The following is a 21,901-nucleotide window of genomic DNA, read 5'->3' on the forward strand; positions in this document are numbered from 1 at the left end:
AGTGTTCTCCGCCCAATATAAGTGCTAATTATAAGCAGTGCTTTTTTATTGTCCGTGCGTCACGACAACATCAATGCTTGGGTGGTCTTTCTTGAACGCCTGTATAGCATTCTTACAGCTTGAACAAGGCTTCCTTGCGGTATGAACTCGGAGTGTGCCCTTAGCAGTTGGATTGTACTCCAAGTCCTTGGCAGCATTCTCTAATAGTTTTACTTCGCTGTCGGTGGAGCGATCTCCAGAATGATGGCCTCGCTTTTTAATTTCAAAAGTGCTGTCTCTGTACCTTCCTGTTCCTTTAACGGTGCCTGATGCTGTGGGCTTCCCACTATTTGCGAGATAGTCGCCCGTGTGCTTGCCATCCACTTCAAGTTCGCCTTTCGCCCAGTCTTTCCGCAGGGATAGGCCGAATAGAGCGGGTTTGGGCCGACAGGGCCGGGTAGCCCGGGTGGCCGGCTGAGGCTGATTCCGATTCTATCGGGGTTCGGATCGTAAACCAGGATGCAAGTTATTCCGGGGAAATGGGAGTGGAGACGCACGGATGCCAGGGCCGCCTCGAGAATCGAGCGCGGCGGTTGGGTAGGCCGGTCAGTCGACGTAAGACAGAGCCCCTACTCGGGTTGAGGTTTTCCGGGGTTGAGGTTTTCCGGAGAAGAGGTTTTCCGGATGCTTGCCGTTCCGGTGCGGATGGTATGCGAAGCGCGCAGGTGTGCGGGACAGGGGCGAGAGGCGGGACGGGATTGACCAGGAGGCGGCGGCTGCCGCTGTTTCTCTTGGGGCGAGGGGGCGTCTTTACCCGCCTGAACGCAGCCAGCCCATCTCAGCGTGGCGAGGCGCGAGGCACGAGGGCAGCGGGGAGCGCGCGGGCCGGGTGGACTTTGCCTCAGGGCGCCTGGGCGCAACACGCGCCCGCGTAAAGCCGCAGCGCGTAGGTGCCAAAGGGAAAGGTTGCGCCCCGGTCGCCCGCGCGCCAGCGTAACCAAGCGTCCCGGTAGCCCGCGACGAAATCGCGCAGGCGTTGCAGCGCCTCGATGCGCGCCCATTTGTTCCCACCGGCCACCCGAGGACTCGTTTTACGGCGTGGTTCGGGCCGGCTCGGCGTATCGAACGCCGACTGCCGCAGCACGGCGCGGCGGCCAAGCACGCCCCTGCCCTCCAGGCGGCGTTGGTCTGCAAGCGCCAGCTCGCGCGCAGTGACCGCGTCGGTCAGCAGCGCAACGTACTCATCCGCGTCCAGGTCCACGTACGCGGGCAGCGGAGCTACCGTCAAACTGGCCTCTGCTGGCAGCGGCCCCGCTCACGAAAGAAGCGCTTGGGCCGCTTATAGGACTCGGCGCGCCCGAGCCGTGCCGGCCGGCTGATGAGCCCGGGCCAGTGATGGTGCTCTGTCACCAGGCCCGCTGCCGCCGGGTTGGTCAGCGTGTAGACGGCCTTGTCGAGCTGGGCTTCAGCATCCACCAGGCGCACGACCGACGGCGGCTCGCTCGCCCAGAGGTTTTCCCAGCGTCCCCAGTGCGCGTTGAGGCACTTCGCCGTGAACTCGAAGAGCCAGCGGCAGAACTCCGGCCGCGTCCCGCGAACGTCGGTGATCACGAGATGCAGGTGATTGGAGAGCACGCAGAAGGCGTGCACCCGCACGCCATAACGTTCGGCCGCGACGGCGAGACAGTAGCCGACAATGCCATTGACCGCGCCCGACGGCCGCAGCAGAAACTGCCGCTGCGCACAGCGGCGCGTCACCATCAGCGTCTCACCAGCGATTACAGGCCGCGGCAGGCTCATGCAGCGCCGGGGCGATTGCAGACGACGTGCCGATCATGCCGCTGCATGATCCTGAACGGTTAGCCCATAGCGCTGCGCCTTCCGTCCGACCTTCGGTCCCGGTTCCGCCGGAAGACCGGTGGGGCGCCGCAGCAGGGCTACGTCCTGGTTCGCGAGGCGCCGTCGAGCTCGGTTCCAACCCGGAGTCGATCGAGGTAGCCCCGGTACACGAAGGAGCGGTCGCGCTTCTTGCCGGTCGTCTCGACGAGAATGCCCGCGGCCACGAGCAGCTCGATCCCCCGTCCCGCGGTGGGCTTGGTGGTCTCCACCAGCTTCATCACGGATGCGACGGTGACGACTGGGTGGCGCGGCAGCAGCTCGAAGAGCCGCAGCGCGACGACGGACATCCCCTCCTGCGCGAGCACGCGTGCGCGATCCGCGGCCACGAGTGCGAAGAGCTCCCGGGCGGACGCGACCGCTTCGTCGGCGATCGTCGCGACCCAGCCTCGGTTCCTGGCTCGGGTTAACATGACGCGGAGGGTTAATCCCATCTTGACCACCCCCACGCGCAAGTAGCGGAAATCAAGCGACTCCGGATCAAGCCGTAGATACAAAGCAGGCTACGCGGCAGGCCTCGGGTCGATGCGGGCGGCCATCTGATCCTGGTCGACGAGGTGCTCGATGCGCAGGCGAGCAAGCAGCTCGCGCTGCTCGACGCTCGGCGCGGTGGCGACGTAGGCGACGGACTCGTCGGGGCCGGTGGCGACCATGTTTAAATGGCCTGCGGCCAGCTCCTCGAAGGCCGCGGGGGCGGTCATGGCTTTGCCCGCTTTGCGAAGGCGGCGCTCAAGGGTGCGTTCGAGCAGGAGCGCGAGCATGCACAGCGACACGTGCGCGCGAACTTTCGGGTCGGTGTGATGAAAGACGGGGCGTAGCTCGAGGTCGCTCTTGATGGTCTGGAAGTCCTTCTCGACGGCGTCCTTGGCACGATAGAGCGCCACCATCTCGGTGGCGCTCTGCGGCAGGTCGGCGTGGGCGACGAGCAGTACGAAGCCGTCGGCGCTACGACGCTTGTTCCAGGCGGCTTCGTCGAAGGCGAGCGAGACGACGAAGTGCTTGTGGCCAGCGTGGTCCTTCTCGTCGATTTGCACCGAGTAGATCGACAGCATCGAGCGGGAGGCGAGCTTGCCGGTGATGTCGGAGTAGACCGACTCGCGCGTCGCCTTGTTGCCCTTGCGGCGCAGACGCGTGTTGAGGTCGCGCACGTAGGCATCGATTTCGGCGCGATGGCGCTCGCCTATCGCCCGCATGTCCACGAACATCTGCGGGTTGAAGTACAGGACCAGCCGGAGCGACGCGTCGAGCGTGCTCTTTTGCTGGAAGCGCTTGGGCTTCTGCGACGGGTCCATCGGCCTGGCGCCTTGTCCGTGCTCCACCAACGCGCGTCGTTGCGCCGCCTTGCTGCGCAGGCTCGCGATGGCGCGCAGGGTGCGATCGGCGACGTAACCGTAGTTGCCGGCGAGCACCTCCTTCTGCAGCGCCTCGTCGAGCCGAACCAAGGTCATGATCTGGGTCATGCGGGCTCGCGTCACCCCAAGGTGTTTGGCGATCTCCGACTGCGTCTTGAAGGTCTTGTCTTCGAGCTGCGCGCGGTAGGCACGGGCGCGGTAGAGCCACAGCGCGCCCCTTCGAGCTTCTCGGCATCCACATCGGGTTCCTCGATTTCCGACACCAGGCGAAGACCACATGAGGTGATGCCGAGGTCGGCACGTAGAGCTGCTCGTCGACCTTCTGCATACCGGCCGCGCCGACACGCGCCCCTGCCTCGGTGATGAGACGCTTGCGCTCCACCTCGTCCTGGGCGCCCCCGAGGTCGCGAAGCGTCTCGCTCGGAAGCTGCTCGGTGTAGCTGTGGATCTCCGAGCGGCGCACGGCGGTCAGGAAGCGCAGCTCGCTCTTGCACAATCGCGCGACCGCGCCCGCCGAACCCATCGCGCGATCGAAAACGATGGGCACGCCCTGCGCCCAACCCTTGCCCTCGATGGTCTCGACGAGATCGTGGAGCGCTTTGCCGTCCTGGGTGCGACCCGGCAAGGTGCTCCAGCGCAGGGGGTAGCCGTGCTCGTTGCACAGAAGCAGGATGCCGATCTTGTGGCGGTTGTGGAGGCCCTCCTTGGTGCGACTGCGCTGGGCGAGGTCCGGGCCACGCCCCTCGAACCAGAGGGGGATCGCCTGGTGGCGTTTGCGCAGGCGCTGCCGGAGGGCGAGCGCGGCTTGAGCGATGTTGAGGTCGCGCAACAGGTAGCGGATATCGTCGATGTCGTGGAACTCCTCGCCAATGCGCGCCGCGAGGCACTTCATCGCCAGCAGGTACGCGGGCTGGGCGGTCAAGCCCTTGAGGTGATCGAGCTCGCGATAGCTGCGAAGTCGTCGCGGGCGCTGAGGAAGCCCTTCACCGCGTCGTTGAGCCACTTCTCCGGAACCGCGGCCTGGGCGGCAACCCGCGCCGCCGCTCGGCGGATAGCCTGCACGGGCGCATTGTCTCGGCCGAAATGCTACCCAGCCGGGTCTGTTGCCTCACGTAGAATGCTACGGCCGCGCATGACGGCAGGAGCGTGTCATGAGGAAACAGATCAGGTCCGGAGGCCGAGACGAGTTGCTCCGCGCAGTCGCTAAGCGGTACGAGCAAGTAACGTTGGCAGAGAAGAGAACCATCCTCGACGAGTTCGTGGCCATCACCGGCAACAACCGAAGCACGCCATTCGAGTGCTCAAGAGGGCAGACCGCAAGGGCCTCAGCGCGCGCCGTACACGGCTGCGCGTGTACGACGAGGCGGTGCGGGAAGCCCTGGTCGTGCTCGTGCTCGTGCTCCACCCGCTGACGGGCCAGGCCAAGGTCTACTCCTGCCGCTACCGGATACCGAAACGCTTCGGCGAGCCGGACACCACGCCCAGGGCGGGAGGCTCGCCAGGCGAGCGCGGCTGATGGGGGGCAGCGCCTGGCGGCAGCTCAGAGTGGCTTCAGCGCCCTGGCAATATGCCCGAGCCGCCCATGCCCCGCCGGCCTCGACCGCGCTTCCGCAACGCCCTCGTTGACTCGGACTACATCCCCCCATTTAGCCTGAGCGGTAACAGACGGTCGGAGACACCGGGCCGGTATGCGGACATCAGCGGGACAGGGAGGCCAGGTCCTGGGCCGGCGAGGGTTGTCCGGCTTCGGCTGCGGTCCTGCAAACAGGCCTGGGCTGATCACGAAGGCGGGGTCCTTGGGCTATACTGCGGCGATGGCAGGGCTCTTCTATGAATCCGTGCTGCAGGCCCTCGAGGCGGCAAGGGTGCGCTTCGTGATCGTCGGAGGCGTGGCGGTGATCCTGCACGGTGTGCCACGGACCACGGCGGATCTCGATATCGCCGTGGATCTCGAGCGTGACAACCTCTTGCGGCTGGTGGAGGTCTTGCTTGGTCTCGGATTTCGGCCACGTGCCCCGGTGGATGCCCGACAGCTCGCCGACCCCGAGGAGCGTCGTCGATGGTGTGAGGAGAAAGGGCTGAAGGCCTTCAGCTTTCATCGCCCGGACCGTCCTCTCGATGCGGTGGACGTGCTGCTCGCTTCGCCGGTTGCCTACGACGAGCTCGCCTCGCGGTCGGTGACTATCCAAGCGGAGTCACTCCAGTTGCGCATCGCTGCGGTCGAGGACTTGATGGTGATGAAGGCAGTCGCAGGGCGGGCACAGGATTATGCGGATGTCGACGCACTGCGCCGGCTGATGGGTGCCGACGATGAACTCCGATGACCCAGATCAGCGCCTATCGCCCGGCAAGGGCTTCGTCCACAGCTACACCCTCGATCAGCTGCGGACCTTCAAAGGCGTTCCGGCGGCGGACAAGCTGCGCTGGCTCGAGGAGATGCGCGACCTCCTCGAGCGCTATCAGACCCCGCAGGCCCGAGCGTTGATGCAGCGCTTTCGCCAGGGGGTCCTCTAGTCGGGGGACCGGATAGAACCCGCCAGGCGGTGAAGTGTCGCCTGCTGCTGGCGGTCACAACCAGCAGCGGTTCCGCAATCACCGGCCGGACTACGCATGCCCGTGGCCCGCCGCCAAGGCCGAATTTTGGCGAGACGCAAGTTCGTGTGGACTCAGAGCCCTTGTGTCCGGCCGCATACTTGCGATAAGATGACAAGGAAAATAGGTACTCCGAGACGCGAAGTCTATCCGCGTCATATTAACCCGGGTCGGGAACCGCGGAGGACAGGGAGGCCAGGTCCTGGGCCGGAGAGGGTTGTCGGGCTTCGGCTGCGGTCCTGCAAACAGGCCTGGGCTGATCACGAAGGCGGGGTCCTTGGGCTATACTGCGGCGATGGCAGGGGTCTTCTATGAATCCGTGCTGCAGGCCCTCGAGGGCGGCAAGGGTGCGCTTCGTGATCGTCGGAGGCGTGGCGGTGATCCTGCACGGTGTGCCACGGACCACGGCGGATCTCGATATCGCCGTGGATCTCGAGCGTGACAACCTCTTGCGGCTGGTGGAGGTCTTGCTTGGTCTCGGATTTCGGCCACGTGCCCCGGTGGATGCCCGACAGCTCGCCGACCCCGAGGAGCGTCGTCGATGGTGTGAGGAGAAAGGGCTGAAGGCCTTCAGCTTTCATCGCCCGGACCGTCCTCTCGATGCGGTGGACGTGCTGCTCGCTTCGCCGGTTGCCTACGACGAGCTCGCCTCGCGGTAGGTGACTATCAAGCGGAGTCACTCCAGTTGCGCATCGCTGCGGTCGAGGACTTGATGGTGATGAAGGCAGTCGCAGGGCGGGCACAGGATTATGCGGATGTCGACGCACTGCGCCGGCTGATGGGTGCCGACGATGAACTCCGATGACCCAGATCAGCGCCTATCGCCCGGCAGAGGGCTTCGTCCACAGCTACACCCTCGATCAGCTGCGGACCTTCAAAGGCGTTCCGGCGGCGGACAAGCTGCGCTGGCTCGAGGAGATGCGCGACCTCCTCGAGCGCTATCAGACCCCGCAGGCCCGAGCGTTGATGCAGCGCTTTCGCCAGGGGGTCCTCTAGTCGGGGGACCGGATAGAACCCGCCAGGCGGTGAAGTGTCGCCTGCTGCTGGCGGTCACAACCAGCAGCGGTTCCGCAATCACCGGCCGGACTACGCATGCCCGTGGCCCGCCGCCAAGGCCGAATTTTGGCGAGACGCAAGTTCGTGTGGACTCAGAGCCCTTGTGTCCGGCCGCATACTTGCGATAAGATGACAAGGCGAATAGGTGCTCCGAGACGCGAAGTCTATCCGCGTCATATTAACCCGGGTCGGGAACCGCTCACCTCCGAGACGCGAAGTCTATCCGCGTCATATTAACCCGGGTCGGGAACCGCGGTGCGGTGGGAACCGCGGTCGGGAACCGCCGGAGTCGCTTGTTTTTGGTCTAGGGCAGTATTCTATGAAGTGCAGTCAACTCCCCGGGTGGCACCTTGCGAACAGCCGTGCCCTTCGCTTCCATGACGTTCCCCTCTGGACCGATGTCTTGCCCCGTCAGGGCTAGGCCCGTCGCCTGAGCTTCGTCGGCCCCCCGCACCCGCGTTCCGTGCAAGACTGTGGAGACGCGCGCGAGGAGGGCTTGGTCCTTACCGGCGCTGCAGCCCTCGAGGTGGACGATAGACGACTGTGGGTCGAGGAACTCGAGCAAGGTGGTGAGGAGCAGCTCAGAGCCTATGCCGTCCACGTCGCCTTTCAGGGTGAGCCTATCCTCGCCTGCGCCCTGGCTTCCGGGCTTGGCGTGGTCGACCAGATAGAGCTCTGAGACGAACTCCGCAGGTGTGACCGCTGTCTTCAACCTCGCATACAGGTCCGAAATCCCATTGATTTGGAGCATGCGGATATTCGGAGCGAGCTTGGGGTAGGGAGCCCAGCAGCTCGGGACAGGCGCCTCGAGGCAGCGCACCAAGCGTTCGGTATCACCGCTGGCGTTCATCGTCGCGATTGCCTCGATGTTCTTAGGGAGTGCGCCGATGGCTACCAGGGCGTTGAGGAAATAGACCCTTCCCATGCCGTCCTTGCCCAGGACGACCGCGACGACTCTGACACCGGCCTTGCCTTTAGCATTCACTGTGGGCTCCTACTTCGCCATGCTGCTGCGGCATCCCGTGCGACCTGGTAGGCGCGCGGTACCTGCCCGTCGCCGAGCGAGGGGCCGTCGCGCAAAGCCAGCGATCCCGCTCGAAAGCTGCGGGTTAAGGTCGACTGGCCCCGACCCGCGGCTCTGGCCGGTCAGCCGCTGTCATTTCACGACTTTCGCTGCAACGCCGACTCCTCGGTGAATAACCTGGCCGGCGCCCATCATGGTGGGCGCGGCTGCGCCCGCGGTCGCCGTCTCGGGATACAGGCTTGCGAAGCCTTTGCCGTATCTCAGCAGTGTGCTCGCTGCGGAAACAGCCCTTTCTGTCGCTACAGCGCCGTCTAGGCACGCCAGGGTTACCTGCCCAGCTCGTGTCACCTTCAGGGAGTGGTTAACTTCATGAATCGTCAGCTGAAGTGTTCGTGCTCCTGCGAAACCCTCGGCGCCTGCGACCACCCGGAGGGCATAGTTGATTTTGGCGGCGTGGGCGACGCCTTTTAAGAGGCTGAGCGCCCGAACCGCATTCCACGTCCCGATCGCCACAGCAGCAACCATCGGAATTGGCATTCCGTCCTGCGGGAACCGCCGTCCGGAACCGCCGTCCCCGGGGAACTCGCTCAGATCCGCCGTTTGAAGTAGTCGATGGGGTAACTATTCGTCTTTCTCTCAGCGCGGTACCTGTTTTGCCATCGCATCGCCTCCTCTTCCGCTGGATTCCAAAAGGCCTCTCTTCGCTGCGTCGACCACTGATCCGCAAGCACATCTGTGCGACCCTCAAGGCACTGCAGGCAATGGATGAACTCGTGAAGGAGCGCCTCATCGCTCGAAACCGGATCGCTCCGCCACTCGAAGGGGTTGAAGAGCACCGTCGGCGCGACTCCATCGCGAGCGGAAGCGCTGCGCTCCTCACTGAGCCCCATCGTGTATGCCGTGTAGATCGAGAGCCTGTTGGCGTGTGCGTCGCGGATGAGCCTGCAGTCATCGCGGCTGATCGTCTTGGTGCCCCCACAGGAAGGCCCAACAAGGAGAGCCTCATTCCTCCTGGCCGCCCCGTAGGACGCGATAGCCGACGGAACCACATATGCGACCGCGCCGTCGGAGGGCCCGACGTTCCAGAGAGCGCGCAGCGCGGGCGTGAACTGCTCGACCGTGCAATAACGATTCTGGGAGACGATCCGTAGATTCCCCAGCAGGGCTTGACCAGTGGCGCTGCGCGCAATTTCCGCAAGATCAGACTCAATGCGTGAAACGAACTCGCCGGCACCACTGATCAAGACAAGGCCCGGTGCTTGAGACGCCCACTTCGGCATCACCCCTCCTTTTTGGCGAACCGGCGCGACGGTGAAACGCCCGGCGCGCCCGAGTCCGACGGCTCCCTCCAGCACGGGGCTCGAATGCGCGACAGCGCTGCCGCCCTAGCCGTCGCTGTTCACTGGATTCTAGATCCACTAGCCGCCGATCCAGGCAGTGTCCAGGGGGCCGAGAGAAGAAAGGAGCGCCGGGCGCTTCGCGTACCCACCGCGCCCCGTTCGGTTGCGGCCGGCGGGTCATCAGGGACCGCCGGCCAGCTAGTTGAGTGCCATCGCGACGGCGTTTTGAATCAGCTCGACTACCCGTCTGAAGTCGCTCTCCACGAGGGCCGCCCGCGAGGTGTTGAAGCTACTTCCGAGTGCATGGCCAGGGCCACCGACCTCGAGGATCATCCCGTCGGGGTGATGGGAACTCACGGCTACACGGGCGCTCCACTCGGAGCGGGTTCCGGGCGCCCAGGTGGTGGGTCTCAGTTCGATCGCGCCGGTCGAGCGCTGGGCCACGGTGAACGAGCCTTCGTGGGCAAATTCGTTGATATTTTCAAGCACGTCCTGCACCACGCGGTTGCCGCTTGGGAGGTTCTTGAGCTGGACGAAGCCCAGCGTCTCTTTCATCCCATTGCCGAGGTAAGGAACCATGTAGACCCTGTCCGATCCCGCGACCGCCGCATCGGCATTGGCTCTGGACGTCTTCCGAACCGCGGAACTGCCGGGGCGGGCGTGAATCTCCTGCTGGAGTGTGCGGCTCAAGTCCCGCTCCACCAGGGCACCGGCTCCACCGGACCGAGGGAATGCGGTCGCTCGCAGTCGACTCGCGCCGACAGCAGCTCCGGCGGCTCCGCAGGGTCCAGCGAAGCCCATGAACATGCCTTTCATCTTCAGGTGCTTCCAGGCGTCTTCCGCGCGGCGCTGCCATTCAGCGAGGTTCTGGGGCGGTCCCTGGAGCCTGGAAATCAGCTTCAGCTGATCAGGGAGCTCCAAAAGAACTTGCCGCGCCTGTTGCTCCGCAACCGATTGGGCGAAGGCCTCGCGTTGGCGGAGCAGCCAATTAAACCCGTCAATAAGGCTCTGTGTAACGTCCATTGGGCAGACTCTCCAGGTGCGCTCTTCTGCTACTCCGCGGCGACCCAAGGCCGACCCCCAAAAGCGACTCGGGGCGGGATCTGGCTTTTCGATTCACGGCCGTCGTTCTCAACCACTAGCGAAAGGAGTACGCTCAGTCCAGGCCCACTGACAAAAAACTTCGGTCTCGCCGCGCTCGCGGCGCCTCGACCGCCAGCCGGGCGCGGCATGATGTGGGCGCCATCGATGACAAGCCGTTGTAACGGGTCGTAGACGCCGGTCGCCCAGCTGTGCAGCCCTCGCCGCGTGTTGCTGACGGCGCTGCCTCCCCTCCCCGCCCTCTGGCCTTCGGGCGTGCGGGCGCCGAGACCGGAGGGCGACCGGAGGACGACGCTTGACCGCGATTGTGCGCGGAGTACCATCGCCGCTCGCTTCCGCAACTCAAGGAGGAACTGATGAGACGCTTTAGACGAGGTGTTGTGCTCTCGCTGGTGCTGGTCGCCGGCAGCGTGGCGTTCGCTGCGCGCGAGGTGCGCGCCGATCCAGGGCACGGCCTGCTCAGTGGTCTGAGCGGTCAGTGGTGGCAGTGGGCGCTGTCGATTCCGGCGGTCAGCAATCCGCTGGCGGATCCGAACGACAGTAAGCTCTGCGGCGTGGGCCAGAGCGGACCGGTGTGGTTTCTCGGCGGCACGCTGGACGGCAGCCCCGCGCGTCGGAGCTGCACCGTGCCTCCTGGCGTCGCGTTGCTGGTTCCGGCGATCAATGCCGAGTGTTCGACGGCGGAGTCGCCCGAGCTGACGACGCGGCGCGGGCTGCGCGCCTGTGCCGTCGACCTGATCGACCACGTCACGGAGGCCAGCGCCAAGGTCGACGGGCGGCGTCTGCCGCTCAGCCGCGTGGTGTCACCGCTCGTCCACGTGACCCTGCCGCCGGGGAACGTGCTCGGGCTGGTCGACCCGCTGCCCAACCCCAGCCCCTCGGTGGGCGATGGCTACTACGCGCTCGTCCCGCCGCTCTCGCCGGGTCGTCACACGATCAAGGTGGCCGCGACGGCCGTCTTCCCGGACTTCACCTTCGCGCAGGATGTCGAGTACACGATCGAGGTGCTCGCGCGCTGAGCGCGGTCCCTTCCTGCTCGGTTGGCGTCGTCGCAAGCTGCGCGGCGCCAGCGCGCCCTCCCTCGCCGCCCCTCTCTCGCCGCCTCTCTCTCGCCGCCAGCCCCGCTCGTCGGCCGCCGCAGGTCAGGTCCTCTGCTGCCCGCCCTTTCGCCGGCCTCGCGCCACTGGCAGCGCGCTCAGCGGGTCTTCGGGCCAGCTGTGTTTGGGGTAGCGGCGGGCTAGGGCCGGGCGTAGCTCGGGGTAGGCCTTGTGCCAGAAGCTGGAGAGATCCTGGGTGAGTTGGACGGGGCGGCCATTGGGGGCGAGCAGCTCCAGCAGGACGGGCTGGCGCTTGCGGGCCAGACGCGGGGTCTGGGTGCAGCCGAAGAGGTCTTGCAGGGCGACGGCGAGCGCGGGCGGGCTCTTGTCGTCGCGGTAGGCCAGGGTGATCTGCCTCCCGCTGGGGACCTCCAGGCGCTCGGGCGCCTCGCGGTCGAGGGCGCGGCGCTGCTCGGCGCTCAGCGCCTGGCGCAGGACACCGGGCAGGTCGGCGCGGCGCAGCTCGGCGAAGCTGACCTTGTCGTGGCAGAGCGCCGGCAGGCAGTGCGTGAGCAGGCTGTCGTCGCCTGCCGGGAGCTCGAGCTCGGGCAGGGCGCGGCGCAGCCAGCGCAGGCGCGCGAGCCAGGCGTCCACCGCGGGCGTCGGCTGCAACGCGCGGCGCGGGTCGCGGGCGGCCTGCTCGGCGAGCAGCGCGGCGGCGAGTGGGGCCGCCGGGGCGACCGGTGTGCGGCGGAGGCAGAGGTCTTCGTAGAGCTGGCAGCGGCTGGCGACGACGCGCTCGCTGGCCTCGTCGAAGACGGTCTGCACCTCGTCGCGGGTCGGCAGCCAGGCTGCGTCGATCGCGCTGGCGACGAGCACGCGGGCCTCGCGGCCGGCGCCATCGACCTCGACGGCGACGTAGAGCGCCTCGTCGCGCACAACGCTGCGCGGGTCGAGCACGACGCCGCGGCCGCCCACCATCCGCCCGCGGTCGCGCTCGCCCTCGCGTCGCAGCACGACGCGGTCGGGGAAGGCCTTGAGCACGAGCCGCAGCAGCGCGGCGCTCGGGTCGTCGCCGGTGGTGGGTGGGTCGGGGCGCGCGACGGTCGGGCCCGCGATCGAGGGCAGCCGGGCGAGCAGCTCGTCGCGCACGCGCACCACCTGGCGCAGGGCGCCGAGGTTCAAGGTCGGGTCGCGGGGCAGGCCGGGGTCGCGGGGCAGCCCGGGGTCGCCGGACACGTAGGCCGCGCCCTGGCGCTCGAGCTGCTCGAAGCGCTCGAGGCGCTCGAGCACGTCGGAGCGGGCGCTGGTCGGTTCGGCAGAGCCGCGGCGGCGCATCGAGCTGCCGGTTAGCGCGGCTGGCGCGCGGAGGTCGCGCTCGGAGAGCAGCGCCGCCAGCGTGGCGCCCTCGCGCGCATAGCCATCGCCCACGGCGGCCAGGACCAGTCGGCCGAGGCGCGGGTGAAGAGGCAGCGCGAGCAGCGCGCGGCCGAGGGCGGTGGGCTGGTGGTCGCGCGTCTCGAGGGCCTCGAGGCGCAGGAGGAGCTGCTCGGCGCTCTCGAGCGCGCCGCGGTCGGGGGCCTCGAGCCAATCGAAGGCGAGCGGATCGCGGCCCCAGCAGCGCAGCGTCAGCGCCACGGCCGCCAGGTCGATGCGACGCACCTCGGGTGTGGTGGCCGCCGCCAAGGAGGCCTGCTCGGTGGCCGTCCACAGCCGGTAGACGCGCCCGGGACCCAGACGCGCGGCGCGACCGGCGCGCTGGTCGGCCGAGGCCGCGCTGACGCGGGTCAGCTCGAGGCGGTCGAGGCCGCTGCGCGGATCGTGGCGTGGCAGCCGCACCTGGCCGCTGTCGACCACGGTACGCACCCCCGCCACCGTCACGGAGCTCTCCGCGACGTTGGTGCTGAGCACGACGCGGCGTCGCTCGCCGGGGCGCAGCGCGCGGTCCTGCGCCGCGCTGGGGAGGCTGCCGTGTAAGGGGACGACCTCGGCATCACCGAGCTCGGTGAGCAGCGCGGTGGTGCGGGCGATTTCGCCGGCGCCCGCCAAGAAGACCAGCACGTCGCCGGCGTGCGGGTCGTCGCGCAGCGCCCGCTTCACCGTGCGCGCGGCGACCGCCGGAAGCGGGTCGCGGGCCGGCGCCAGCAGGTAGGTGGTCTCGAGCGCATGCGGTTGGCTGGCCAGGCGCAGAATCGGGCAGCCACCGAGGTAGGCCGCCACGGGCTCGGCCTGCAGGGTCGCTGACAGCACGATCAGGCGCAGCTCCGGGCGCAGCTCGCGCTGCACCTCCTTGAGCAGCGCGAGGCCCAGGTCGCTGTGGACGCTGCGCTCATGGAACTCGTCGAGCACGACGGCCCCGACGCCCTCGAGCGTGGGATCGTCGAGCAGCCGCCGGGTGAGGATGCCCTCGGTGACGACCAGCAGGCGGGTGGCGGCGTGGAAGCGGCGCTCGAAGCGCACGTGAAAGCCGACCTGCTGGCCCAGCGCCCAACCGCGCTCCTCGGCGATGCGTGTGGCGGCGGCCCGCGCGGCCAGGCGCCGTGGCTCGAGCAGCAAGACGCCGCCCTCGAGCCACGGCGCCTCGAGCAGCGCCGGCGGCACACGTGTGGTCTTGCCGCTGCCCGGCGGCGCGACCACGATGACGTTGCGTCGCGCACCGGCGCTGGCCAGTAGCTCCGGCAGCAGCTCGTCGACCGGCAACCTGGCGGCGGTTCGATGGTCGCGTTCGCGATTGGCGCCGTTGTATGCGATGAGAGGCCTCGCTGGTGGGGACGCTTGCGTTGTCGCCGAGGAGCAGCGCATGCGGAGCTTCGACAGCCGACTGGTTCGTGCGGAAGAGCTTACACCGACGGTGCGTCGGCTGTGGTTCGAGCGCGCGGACGGCCAGGCGCTCGCCTTCTCGCCCGGCCAGTATGCGCGCTTCGCGTTGCACGCCACTGAGGGCTTGGCGGTGTCGACTGGCGCGTACTCGCTCTGCGAGCCGCCGCGGGCCGATGGCCGCTACGCGATCTGCGTCAAGCAGCAGCGGGCCCATGGCGTGGCGGAGGCGTTGCTGCACGCCGAGCCCGGCCTTTGCCTGCCGACGCAGGCACCCGTGGGTCGCTTCGTCCTCGAACCACGCGCCGCGGCCCCGCTGCTCCTCGTGGCCACCGGCGTCGGGGTGGCGCCCTTCCACGCGATGATCGAGCAATTGCGCGAGCTGGTCGGGCACTGCGAGGTCCACTTGCTCTTGGGTGCGCGTCGTCCCGCGGAGCTGCTCTTCGATGATGAGTGGCGCGCCCTGGCGTCCAGCGCCGCGCGCTTTCACTATCGGCCCGTGGTCAGCCGTCCGGAGCCCGAGGACGACTGGAAAGGACGGATTGGCCGCGTGGATGCGCTGCTCGACGGGTTGCCGCAGCTTCTCAGCGGGTTTCGGGCGTATGTATGCGGCCATAGCCCGATGGTGCTGCAGCTTCGCGCGGAGCTCTTTGGCCGCGGCCTGGCGGTCGCGCAGCTCCACACCGACCACTGAGCGCGGGCGTCGCGGTGGACGGGCGAAGCGGGCTCGCCGGGCCGGGCTCGCCGGGCCGTCAACAGGTGCTCAACAGGTGCTCAACAGGTGCTCAACAGGTGCTCAACAGGTGCTCAACAGGTGCTCAACAGGTGCTCAACAGGTGCTCAACAGGTGCTCAACAGGTGCTCAACAGGTGCTCAACAGGTGCTCAACAGGTGCTCAACAGGTGCTCAACAGGTGCTCAACAGGTGCTCAACAGGTGCTCAACAGGTGCTCAACAGGTGCTCAACAGGTGCTCAACTTGGCGTTCGCGCGGTTTGCTGCGAGAATCGGGCCTCCGATGACTGATCAGCGAGAACGCCGCGATCCCCGCTATCCGGTGACGTGGGCGGTGACGATCCGCGCCGCCGATTGGCTCGAGGTGCAGCGCCTCAGCACCGAGAACGTCAGCCGCGGGGGCCTGTTCATTCGCACCGCGAGCCACGCGCTCCCGGGCACGCGCCTGCAGATCGAGCTCACGCTGCCAGACGGTACGGTATTTCCGGCCGACGGCGAGGTGATTCACTCCATTACGCGGGAGCGGGCGCAGGCCGAGGGGGTCGCCGCGGGGATCGGCGTGCGCTTCGATGCACGTCACGCCGTCGACCTCTACCTGCTCGAGACGGCCGCGGCCGGGCAGGCGGGGGGCCAGGCGCATGCGTATGCCTTCGGCCCGCAGGGCTTCGCCACCCTCGATGCGACGCTGGTGCCCTTGGGCGCCCTGGGGGTTGGCGCCGAACCAGAATGGACGACCGCGCACCATCTGATCGAGCCAGCGGCGCCGACGGCCTCGTTCGATCAGGCGCCGCTGGCCGCGAGCGCCGAGGCCGCACCCGTGGGCCCGGCTTCGACCACGGAGCCCTGCGTCTTCGGCATCGACTTCGGCACGACCTACAGCAGCATCGCCCTCGTGCGTGGTGAGCGGGTCGTGGTGCTCGAGGATCAGGAGGGCAACACGCTCACCCCCTCGGTCGTTTGCTATCCAGAGGAGGGGCCGCCGCTGGTCGGCTGGCCTGCGCGCGAGCGGATCGCGACGCATCCGGCGACCACCCTCAGCTCGATCAAGCGGCTGGTCGGTCGCCGCTACGATGATCCGACCTTGGAGGCCTTCTGGGCGTCTTCACCGCTGCGCTGCGGCGCAGGCGCCGAGGGCGAGACGCTGGTCGATGTCTATGGCCAGCGCGTCAGCATGACCCAGGTGGCGAGCGAGGTCTTTCGTTGCCTGCGCGCGCTCGGCGAACGTGCAACGGGTCTGCCCGTCGAGCGCGTGCTGCTCTCGGCGCCGCTCGCGGCGCCGGCGCAGCGTGCGGCGATTCAGCGGGCTGCCGAGCTGGCGGGTCTGGAGGTGCTCGGCATCGTCGACGAGCCGGTGGCGGCGGCGATGAGCTACGCCGTGGGGCGCGAGGAGGAGGAGCTCCTGGCGGTCTACGACTTCGGCGGAGGGACCTTCGACTTCTCCTTGCTCCGGCTGGCCAACGCGCGGCTCTCGGTGCTCAGCCAGGCGGGCGATGCGTGGCTGGGGGGCGACGATTTCGACACGGCGCTGGCTCAGCACGCGGCCACCGAGTTCTGGCAGCGCTGGCACGTCGATCTGCGTCAGCGCCAGGTGGAATGGCAGCGGCTGCTCTTTCTCGCCGAGGTGGCGAAGCGGCGCCTGAGTCTTCAGCCCTCCGCCGAGCTCAAGGCGCGCGCGATCGCGCTCTCGGTCCGCGGGCCGATCGATCTGGTCACGACCATCGACCGCCCGCTCTTCGAGCAGCTCTGTGGCGAGCTCGTCACCTGCTCACTTGAGATCGTCGAGGGCGCGCTGCGCGAGGCGGGGGTGTCGCCAGCGCAGGTCGACCGAGTCGTGCTCACCGGGGGTGTCTCGCGCATGCCGCTGGTGCGCGAGCGGCTCCAGCGCTACTTCGGTCGCGAGCTTCCGCTACTCGTCGATCCGGAGCAGGCGATTGTGATTGGCGCCGCCATCTACGGTCGCTTGCTGCAGCTCAGTCGGCAGGGCGCCGCTGCCGATCGACCCCTGACCGCCCCGAGCGCTTGATCGTCGGCTCGGCGGGCGCGCCCCTCAGACGGTGCGCTCGAGCAGGGCGCGCACGATCAGCGGCCAGCCGACCGTCGCGTCGAGCAGCACCTCGGCGTAGCGGCCACCGGCCGAGGGCGGGACGAACTTGCCCCAGCTCACGCCCTCGGAGTAGGTGCAGCCCGAGAGGTGCCCGTAGTGCACGGGGTCGGGGCAAATGCGCACGCCATAGCGAAAGCGTGGCACCGGCAGCTCGAGGTCGAGCCGGCCGTTGAGCACGTCGACGTAGGGCGCCACCTGCTGCGCCCAGTTGCGCGGGACACCGCCGCCGATGGTGAAGATCCCCAGCGGGCGGCCCGCTCGCGCCTGCGCCTGGCATAGCTCGGCATAGTGGACCAGATCGCGAAAGGCGTCGTAGCGCAGGTAGGGTCGTCCCTCACGTTCGCGCGCATAGCGGTGGACCATGAAGTCGAGCCCGAGCTCGGAGTCCGTGAAGGCGGGAATGATCACCGGGACCTGATGCTTGGCGGCGGCCTGCAGCACGCCGCGTCCCGGGAGTTGCTCGCCGAAGAAGCGCAGCAGCTCATGCGTGCCGATGGGCTCGCTGTGGGCCTCCGCCAGGCGGCCCAGCAGCTCGCGTGCATGCTCCGCGAGCTGGTCGAGGTTGTACTCCGGTTCGATCACGTCGTAGACGCGATTGAGCCGCGCGGCGAAGTAGGTCTCGTCGGGGATCTTCGGATCGGCCTTGTAGTGGTGCATTCCGATGTCCTCGGTCAGGCCGTGGCCGACGAGCGCGCCGGTAGCGACGATGCAATGCACCCAGCCGCGCTCGATCATCTCGACCGCCAGCAGGCTCAGCCCGGCCATCGTCATCGCGCCGCTCAGCGTCAGCACGACCCAGGCGCCATCGCTGATCATCGCCTCGCTGACCGCGACGGCTTCGCCGAGCGAGCGGCCGGTGAAGGCCGTTTTGCTCATCGCCGCCAGCAGCTCGGCGGTGTTCTTGGGCGCGCTGACATCGAGTCGCTGCATCGGCTCGAGCCCGAGGCGGGCAGCATCCTCGGCGGATCGATTCGCTGGGCAACTGGACATGGTGCTAGCTCCTGAGCGGTTGACGCAGCGCTGGGTGTAGCACAGAGGCCGGCTGGGGCGGGCTCCGGCGCTGCAGCTCTCGCAGGGCCGCCGTCGCAGTGGGCAGGCCGCTGGCGACCCGCTATGCTCGCGGCGGTCGCCGTCGATGGAGTCGTCGTGAACCCAGGGCAACGTCGAAGCGCCATCGTGGCCCTGCGGCTGACACTGCTGCTGGCGCCCTGGCCCGCAGCGATCGGCGGTTGCCGCTGCGGCGGCGCGCGCGGCCCCGAGATAGAAGGCGCCGTGCCGCGGCCAGGCGGTGAGCGCCTGCAGCCCTTGGTGGAGGCCCGGCCGCCGGACGCGCTGCGGTGGGGGCTGCATCTCAGCGGCGCGTTGCTTGCCGGGCGCGACTGGTCTACCGGCGCGATCGACCGTGGCCCCTCGGCGCCCGTCGTCCGGCGCAACCTCGACCAGCTGCAGGCCTGGCGGATGAATCTCCTCTTGGTCGAGGCGGTCGATGGTCCGCGCGCCTCCCTGCTCTTGCCGAGCCGTACCCTGCTGGCTCGAGGTTGGTCGGCGCCCGCGCGGGCGATACCGGCCTGGGTGCGGCAGGCGCACCGTCGCCGGGTGCCGGTCTATCTCGATGCGACCACCCTGGGCCGCGCCGGCAGCGCGGCGGCGCCGGGTCTGACGCTCGACGCGTTCGCGCAGGCAGCGGGCGAGCTGCTCGACGCGGGCGGCTTTGACGGACTGATCTTCAGCAGCCCCTTCGCCGCAGCCTGGGCTGCCGCGAGCCGCGAGGTGGCGCGCCGGCGGGGACGACGTTTCGTGGCCGCGTTGGGGCATCAGGTGCAGCGTGCCGACCTGCTGCTGGCGACGATCGATGCCGGAGCGTGGTCCGCGCGGGCGCGCCCTGGCGTGCCGCCGCCTGCCGGGCAGGGCCCAGATCCTGCGCTGGCGACGGACGCAGCGGCCCTGGCCTTCGCCGGTGCGCCGGCGGGACAGCGCATCGTCGCCGAGCTCGGTATGTTGGCCCTCGCCGCGGGGCAGGCGCGCGCGCGCGGGCAGCGCCTGTGGGTCGAGATCGGGGAGACGCGCCAGCCCGCGGGACTGCGTCATAACCTCCTGCTCCTCGCCGCGGCGCAGCATGGTGCCACGGGCTACCTCTGGCGCTCGGGCGCGCTCGACGAGCTGCCTTGGCGCGATGAGGACCTGCGCGGCGAGGCTCAGGCCATGGAGGAGGACTTCGAGTGGCTCCGGCGCCCCCTGGGCGATCGCCGGCAGCGCGCGGAGATCGTGCTGGCCGTGCCCGACGAGGATCCCTTGCCGTCGGACGCGCTCACGTTCCTGGCGCGGGCGCTCGGTCCGGTGGCCAACGGCCTGGCGCTTTCGGGCTATGAGCTGCACGCGGGCGGCGCGGCGCCGCGGATCGTCGCCGAGGCCTATGTCGTCCTGGCCGCCGGGCGCGGCGCGGAGGGGGCGCCAGACCTGCCGCCGGACGTGCTCGAGCTGCTCCATGGCAGCAAGCCGGTGCTGGTCGTCGTCGACGGGCTGACCGATGTTGGCAATTGGCGGCAGGCGCTCCCGCTCCTCGGGCTGCGCCCGGGCTGGCCGCGCGTCGAGCTGGAGGGCTCGATCGAGCGTATCGAGCTGGCCGATCCGGGGTGGCCGGGCGGCGGCGCAGCAACGGGGGAGGTCACCCTGCGTGCCGCACTGATTCCTGAGCGGGCCGTCAGCGGCGAGCTCCTGGCCAGCGTGACGCTGCAGGGGGCTCGCACGCCGCTGCTGGTCGGTAGGGGCAACAAGCTGCTGCTCAACGCCAGCGCAGTGCCGGCGGCGACGGCGTTCTGGATCAATCGGCTGCTGCGTCCTGATCTACGCCTCGACTTCGACGGCGTCGGCTTCCTCGGCCGCCGTTCCGCCTTTCTCGCGCTGGGCGACACGCGGCTCGAGGTGGATCTTCCGCTCGCGGGGGGCACGGAGCTGCGCGTGATGCGCTATGGCGCGGATGGGCAACGCCAACCGATCGAGCTCTGGCCCTATGAGCCCCCGTTCAAGACGGTGCTCGCGCAGCATGAGCTGCTGGTGGTCGAGGGTGTGGCCGCGCCCTGACCCGGCGCGCGCGGCATGGGAGCCAAGGCGGGGGGCTGTTCAAAGCGGACAATTCTGGTACCGTTTGCGCCGTATTGGCCTAAGTACTAAGTAATTGGCCTAAGTATCCTAAGTTTAAGTAAAGGGGACTGATGATGACGGAAGAGACCAAGCAGCGCGTCGCGGCGGCGATCGCCTCGCATAAGGTGGTGTTGTTCATGAAGGGCGTGCCCGATTTCCCGCAGTGCGGCTTTTCGGCGCGCGCGGCGGGATGTCTCGAGCAGCTCGGGGTGCCCTTTGCGGCCTTCGACGTCTTGCCGGATCGCGAGCTGCGCGAGGGCCTCAAGGAGCACTCGCGCTGGCCGACCTTGCCGCAGCTCTACATCGCCGGTGAGCTGATCGGCGGCAGCGATATCGTCACCGAGCTCTTTCAGAGTGGCGAGCTCAAGCTCAAGCTGGAGCAAGCCGGAGCGCTGTGAGCACGCCGCGGCCGGCCCCGGCGCCCGCAGGGCGGGCCCCGCTGGTTGGGGCCGAGGGCGCGGCCCTGCTGCGCGCCCGCGCGCCCGACGCGATCGATCGGCTGATGGAGCAGGCCATGGCGCAGCGGGTCTTTCCCGCGGCCTGCCTGCTCGTCGCGGTGGACGGCCAGCCGGTGATCCATCGCGCCTATGGGCGAGCGCGGCTCGACAGCGTCTTCGACCTCGCCTCCTTGACGAAGCCGCTGGCGACCACGTCCGCCCTGCTGCAGTGCGTGGCGATGGGGCACCTGAGCCTCGATGCGCGCCTTGGTCGCGTGCTCGACGGACTGCAGGGCACGGCGCTCGAGGGCGTCACGCTGGCGCAGCTCCTCGGGCATGCGGCCGGTCTCGTCGACTGGCTTCCGCTCTACCAGCCACTAGAGAGGCTGCCAGCGCGGCGCGCGCGGCTGCGGGCGCGTGAGCTGATCGCGGCCACGCCCTTGCGGTGCGCGCCAGGCGAGGCCACCTGCTACAGCGACCTGGGGTACATGTTGCTCGGCTGGGCGCTCGAGGCGGCGATGGGCGAGCCCCTCGATCGGCTGGCCGAGCGGCTGGTCTTCGCCCCCTTGGCGCTCAGTCGCACGGGCTTCGTCGCGCTGGCCGGTCGGCGGCGGGCGCAGCGCGACGCGCAACCCTGGCGCTTCGTGCCGACCGAGCGCTGTCCGCGACGCGGCCGGCTCTGCGGCGAGGTCCACGACGATAACTGTCACGCGATGGGGGGCGTGGCCGGCCACGCCGGCCTCTTTTCCACCGCGCACGATGTGCATCAGATCGTGCGGCAACTGAGCGCCGCGGCGCGCGGCGGCGCGTCGATCTTCGATGGCGCCCTCGTGCGCCACTGCTTCTCGACGCAGCTCGTCCCGGGCAGCAGCTGGCGCCTCGGCTGGGACACCCCCAGCGGCGTCCGCTCGAGCACGGGTCGCGCCTTTGGCGCGGGCAGCGTCGGGCACCTCGGCTTCACCGGTACGTCGCTTTGGCTCGAGCCCGCGCGCCCCTGGTGGGCGATCCTGCTGACCAATCGCGTCTACTATGGGCGCGAGCCCAACCGCCTCAAGCCACTGCGCCCACGCCTGCACGACGCCCTGCACCGCGCGCTGAAGGGCTGGGGGTATCTCTAGCAGGCGCGGGGCCCTGGGCTGCCAAGGCGCGACTTGCACCCGTCGCCAGGGCACGTCGCAGAGGCGTTGGAGGGTGGGGCGGTCCCGCGTACAATCGGCCGCCGAGAGCTGGTGGCAGGCACGGACGCAGGCGGGCTGCGCGCGTGGGCTGGTGCCGGCCGCGCGGGAGCCGCC

At 68.6% G+C, this 21,901-nt stretch carries 21 protein-coding genes and 1 pseudogene; 12 read left to right on the plus strand and 10 right to left on the minus strand.

Features of this window, described 5'->3' with window-relative positions; translation table 11 throughout:
• Positions 1 to 45: 45 nt before the first annotated feature.
• From IPL40_00600 to IPL40_00615, 4 genes and pseudogenes are all read right to left on the minus strand, one after another.
• Positions 46 to 363, minus strand: a complete 318-nt coding sequence (locus IPL40_00600; GenBank protein MBK8479668.1) for a hypothetical protein — start codon at positions 361 to 363, stop codon at positions 46 to 48.
• Between the two features lie 517 nt (positions 364 to 880).
• A pseudogene (locus IPL40_00605) lies at positions 881 to 1,779 on the minus strand (hypothetical protein).
• Positions 1,780 to 1,916: 137 nt separating this feature from the next.
• On the minus strand, positions 1,917 to 2,288 hold the full coding sequence (locus tag IPL40_00610) for a hypothetical protein (protein MBK8479669.1): 372 nt from the start codon (positions 2,286 to 2,288) through the stop codon (positions 1,917 to 1,919).
• A gap of 90 nt (positions 2,289 to 2,378) precedes the next feature.
• The gene (locus IPL40_00615) at positions 2,379 to 3,284 is read right to left on the minus strand and encodes a hypothetical protein (GenBank protein ID MBK8479670.1); all 906 of its coding nucleotides are present in this window, start codon (positions 3,282 to 3,284) and stop codon (positions 2,379 to 2,381) included.
• Positions 3,285 to 3,669: 385 nt separating this feature from the next.
• Between IPL40_00615 and IPL40_00620 the strand changes: the two genes are divergently transcribed.
• The 6 genes from IPL40_00620 to IPL40_00645 all read left to right on the plus strand — a co-directional run bounded on the left by IPL40_00620 (position 3,670) and on the right by IPL40_00645 (position 6,815).
• Positions 3,670 to 4,434, plus strand: coding sequence for a hypothetical protein (locus tag IPL40_00620; GenBank protein MBK8479671.1), 765 nt, complete (start codon positions 3,670 to 3,672; stop codon positions 4,432 to 4,434).
• Between the two features lie 90 nt (positions 4,435 to 4,524).
• Entirely contained in the window at positions 4,525 to 4,743 is a 219-nt protein-coding gene (locus tag IPL40_00625; protein MBK8479672.1) for a hypothetical protein, read from the plus strand.
• A gap of 280 nt (positions 4,744 to 5,023) precedes the next feature.
• A complete protein-coding gene (locus IPL40_00630) occupies positions 5,024 to 5,551 on the plus strand; it encodes a hypothetical protein (protein MBK8479673.1) in 528 nt (175 codons plus the stop codon).
• Positions 5,538 to 5,741, plus strand: coding sequence for a hypothetical protein (locus IPL40_00635; protein MBK8479674.1), 204 nt, complete (start codon positions 5,538 to 5,540; stop codon positions 5,739 to 5,741). The genes IPL40_00630 and IPL40_00635 overlap by 14 nt, the downstream gene beginning before the upstream one ends.
• Positions 5,742 to 6,175: 434 nt before the next feature.
• Positions 6,176 to 6,478 (plus strand): hypothetical protein, encoded by a 303-nt coding sequence (locus IPL40_00640; protein MBK8479675.1) that lies wholly within the window; start codon positions 6,176 to 6,178, stop codon positions 6,476 to 6,478.
• Between the two features lie 142 nt (positions 6,479 to 6,620).
• Positions 6,621 to 6,815: a hypothetical protein gene (locus IPL40_00645; GenBank protein ID MBK8479676.1), complete on the plus strand. Its 195-nt coding sequence runs from the start codon at positions 6,621 to 6,623 to the stop codon at positions 6,813 to 6,815.
• Positions 6,816 to 7,179: 364 nt separating this feature from the next.
• Here IPL40_00645 and IPL40_00650 read toward each other — a convergent pair whose 3' ends face one another.
• The 4 genes from IPL40_00650 to IPL40_00665 all read right to left on the minus strand — a co-directional run bounded on the left by IPL40_00650 (position 7,180) and on the right by IPL40_00665 (position 10,262).
• Entirely contained in the window at positions 7,180 to 7,860 is a 681-nt protein-coding gene (locus tag IPL40_00650) for a hypothetical protein (protein MBK8479677.1), read from the minus strand.
• Positions 7,861 to 8,031: 171 nt separating this feature from the next.
• Entirely contained in the window at positions 8,032 to 8,436 is a 405-nt protein-coding gene (locus IPL40_00655; protein ID MBK8479678.1) for a hypothetical protein, read from the minus strand.
• 50 nt (positions 8,437 to 8,486) lie between these two features.
• The gene (locus IPL40_00660; protein ID MBK8479679.1) at positions 8,487 to 9,179 is read right to left on the minus strand and encodes a hypothetical protein; all 693 of its coding nucleotides are present in this window, start codon (positions 9,177 to 9,179) and stop codon (positions 8,487 to 8,489) included.
• A 258-nt stretch (positions 9,180 to 9,437) separates the two neighbouring features.
• The gene (locus tag IPL40_00665; protein ID MBK8479680.1) at positions 9,438 to 10,262 is read right to left on the minus strand and encodes a hypothetical protein; all 825 of its coding nucleotides are present in this window, start codon (positions 10,260 to 10,262) and stop codon (positions 9,438 to 9,440) included.
• Between the two features lie 434 nt (positions 10,263 to 10,696).
• Here IPL40_00665 and IPL40_00670 point away from each other — a divergent pair, with 434 nt between their 5' ends.
• Entirely contained in the window at positions 10,697 to 11,359 is a 663-nt protein-coding gene (locus IPL40_00670; protein ID MBK8479681.1) for a hypothetical protein, read from the plus strand.
• Positions 11,360 to 11,482: 123 nt separating this feature from the next.
• On the opposite strand, the gene IPL40_00675 is transcribed toward IPL40_00670, so the two are convergent.
• On the minus strand, positions 11,483 to 14,179 hold the full coding sequence (locus tag IPL40_00675) for a DEAD/DEAH box helicase (GenBank protein MBK8479682.1): 2,697 nt from the start codon (positions 14,177 to 14,179) through the stop codon (positions 11,483 to 11,485).
• Between IPL40_00675 and IPL40_00680 the strand changes: the two genes are divergently transcribed.
• Positions 14,178 to 14,888: an FAD-dependent oxidoreductase gene (locus IPL40_00680; GenBank protein ID MBK8479683.1), complete on the plus strand. Its 711-nt coding sequence runs from the start codon at positions 14,178 to 14,180 to the stop codon at positions 14,886 to 14,888. The two genes, IPL40_00675 and IPL40_00680, sit on opposite strands and share 2 nt — an antisense overlap.
• A gap of 322 nt (positions 14,889 to 15,210) precedes the next feature.
• A complete protein-coding gene (locus tag IPL40_00685) occupies positions 15,211 to 16,950 on the plus strand; it encodes an Hsp70 family protein (GenBank protein ID MBK8479684.1) in 1,740 nt (579 codons plus the stop codon).
• Between the two features lie 24 nt (positions 16,951 to 16,974).
• Here IPL40_00685 and IPL40_00690 read toward each other — a convergent pair whose 3' ends face one another.
• Complete coding sequence (locus IPL40_00690; GenBank protein ID MBK8479685.1) at positions 16,975 to 18,021, minus strand: deoxyhypusine synthase family protein; 1,047 nt, start codon at positions 18,019 to 18,021, stop codon at positions 16,975 to 16,977.
• Positions 18,022 to 18,177: 156 nt separating this feature from the next.
• On the opposite strand from IPL40_00690, the gene IPL40_00695 reads away from it, so the two are divergent.
• The 3 genes from IPL40_00695 (at position 18,178) to IPL40_00705 (ending at position 21,727) form a co-directional block, all read left to right on the plus strand.
• Positions 18,178 to 20,112: a hypothetical protein gene (locus tag IPL40_00695; GenBank protein MBK8479686.1), complete on the plus strand. Its 1,935-nt coding sequence runs from the start codon at positions 18,178 to 18,180 to the stop codon at positions 20,110 to 20,112.
• A 134-nt stretch (positions 20,113 to 20,246) separates the two neighbouring features.
• Positions 20,247 to 20,570 (plus strand): Grx4 family monothiol glutaredoxin, encoded by a 324-nt coding sequence (gene grxD / locus IPL40_00700; GenBank protein ID MBK8479687.1) that lies wholly within the window; start codon positions 20,247 to 20,249, stop codon positions 20,568 to 20,570.
• Positions 20,567 to 21,727, plus strand: a complete 1,161-nt coding sequence (locus IPL40_00705; protein ID MBK8479688.1) for a beta-lactamase family protein — start codon at positions 20,567 to 20,569, stop codon at positions 21,725 to 21,727. Before grxD ends, IPL40_00705 begins: the two co-directional genes overlap by 4 nt.
• The last annotated feature ends 174 nt before the right edge of the window (positions 21,728 to 21,901 follow it).

The organism is Pseudomonadota bacterium (genome assembly GCA_016711215.1).
GTDB lineage: Bacteria > Myxococcota_A > Polyangia.

Excerpts from the sequence above, each read along its gene's own strand:
- IPL40_00610 (MBK8479669.1), bottom strand. The coding sequence starts at position 2,288 with ATGTTAACCCGAGCCAGGAACCGAGGCTGGGTCGCGACGATCGCCGAC.
- IPL40_00635 (MBK8479674.1), top strand. The coding sequence starts at position 5,538 with ATGAACTCCGATGACCCAGATCAGCGCCTATCGCCCGGCAAGGGCTTC.
- IPL40_00645 (MBK8479676.1), top strand. The coding sequence starts at position 6,621 with ATGACCCAGATCAGCGCCTATCGCCCGGCAGAGGGCTTCGTCCACAGC.
- IPL40_00655 (MBK8479678.1), bottom strand. The coding sequence starts at position 8,436 with ATGCCAATTCCGATGGTTGCTGCTGTGGCGATCGGGACGTGGAATGCG.
- IPL40_00660 (MBK8479679.1), bottom strand. The coding sequence starts at position 9,179 with ATGCCGAAGTGGGCGTCTCAAGCACCGGGCCTTGTCTTGATCAGTGGT.
- IPL40_00665 (MBK8479680.1), bottom strand. The coding sequence starts at position 10,262 with ATGGACGTTACACAGAGCCTTATTGACGGGTTTAATTGGCTGCTCCGC.
- IPL40_00670 (MBK8479681.1), top strand. The coding sequence starts at position 10,697 with ATGAGACGCTTTAGACGAGGTGTTGTGCTCTCGCTGGTGCTGGTCGCC.
- IPL40_00680 (MBK8479683.1), top strand. The coding sequence starts at position 14,178 with ATGCGGAGCTTCGACAGCCGACTGGTTCGTGCGGAAGAGCTTACACCG.
- IPL40_00675 (MBK8479682.1), bottom strand. The coding sequence starts at position 14,179 with ATGCGCTGCTCCTCGGCGACAACGCAAGCGTCCCCACCAGCGAGGCCT.
- IPL40_00685 (MBK8479684.1), top strand. The coding sequence starts at position 15,211 with ATGACTGATCAGCGAGAACGCCGCGATCCCCGCTATCCGGTGACGTGG.
- IPL40_00690 (MBK8479685.1), bottom strand. The coding sequence starts at position 18,021 with ATGTCCAGTTGCCCAGCGAATCGATCCGCCGAGGATGCTGCCCGCCTC.
- grxD (MBK8479687.1), top strand. The coding sequence starts at position 20,247 with ATGACGGAAGAGACCAAGCAGCGCGTCGCGGCGGCGATCGCCTCGCAT.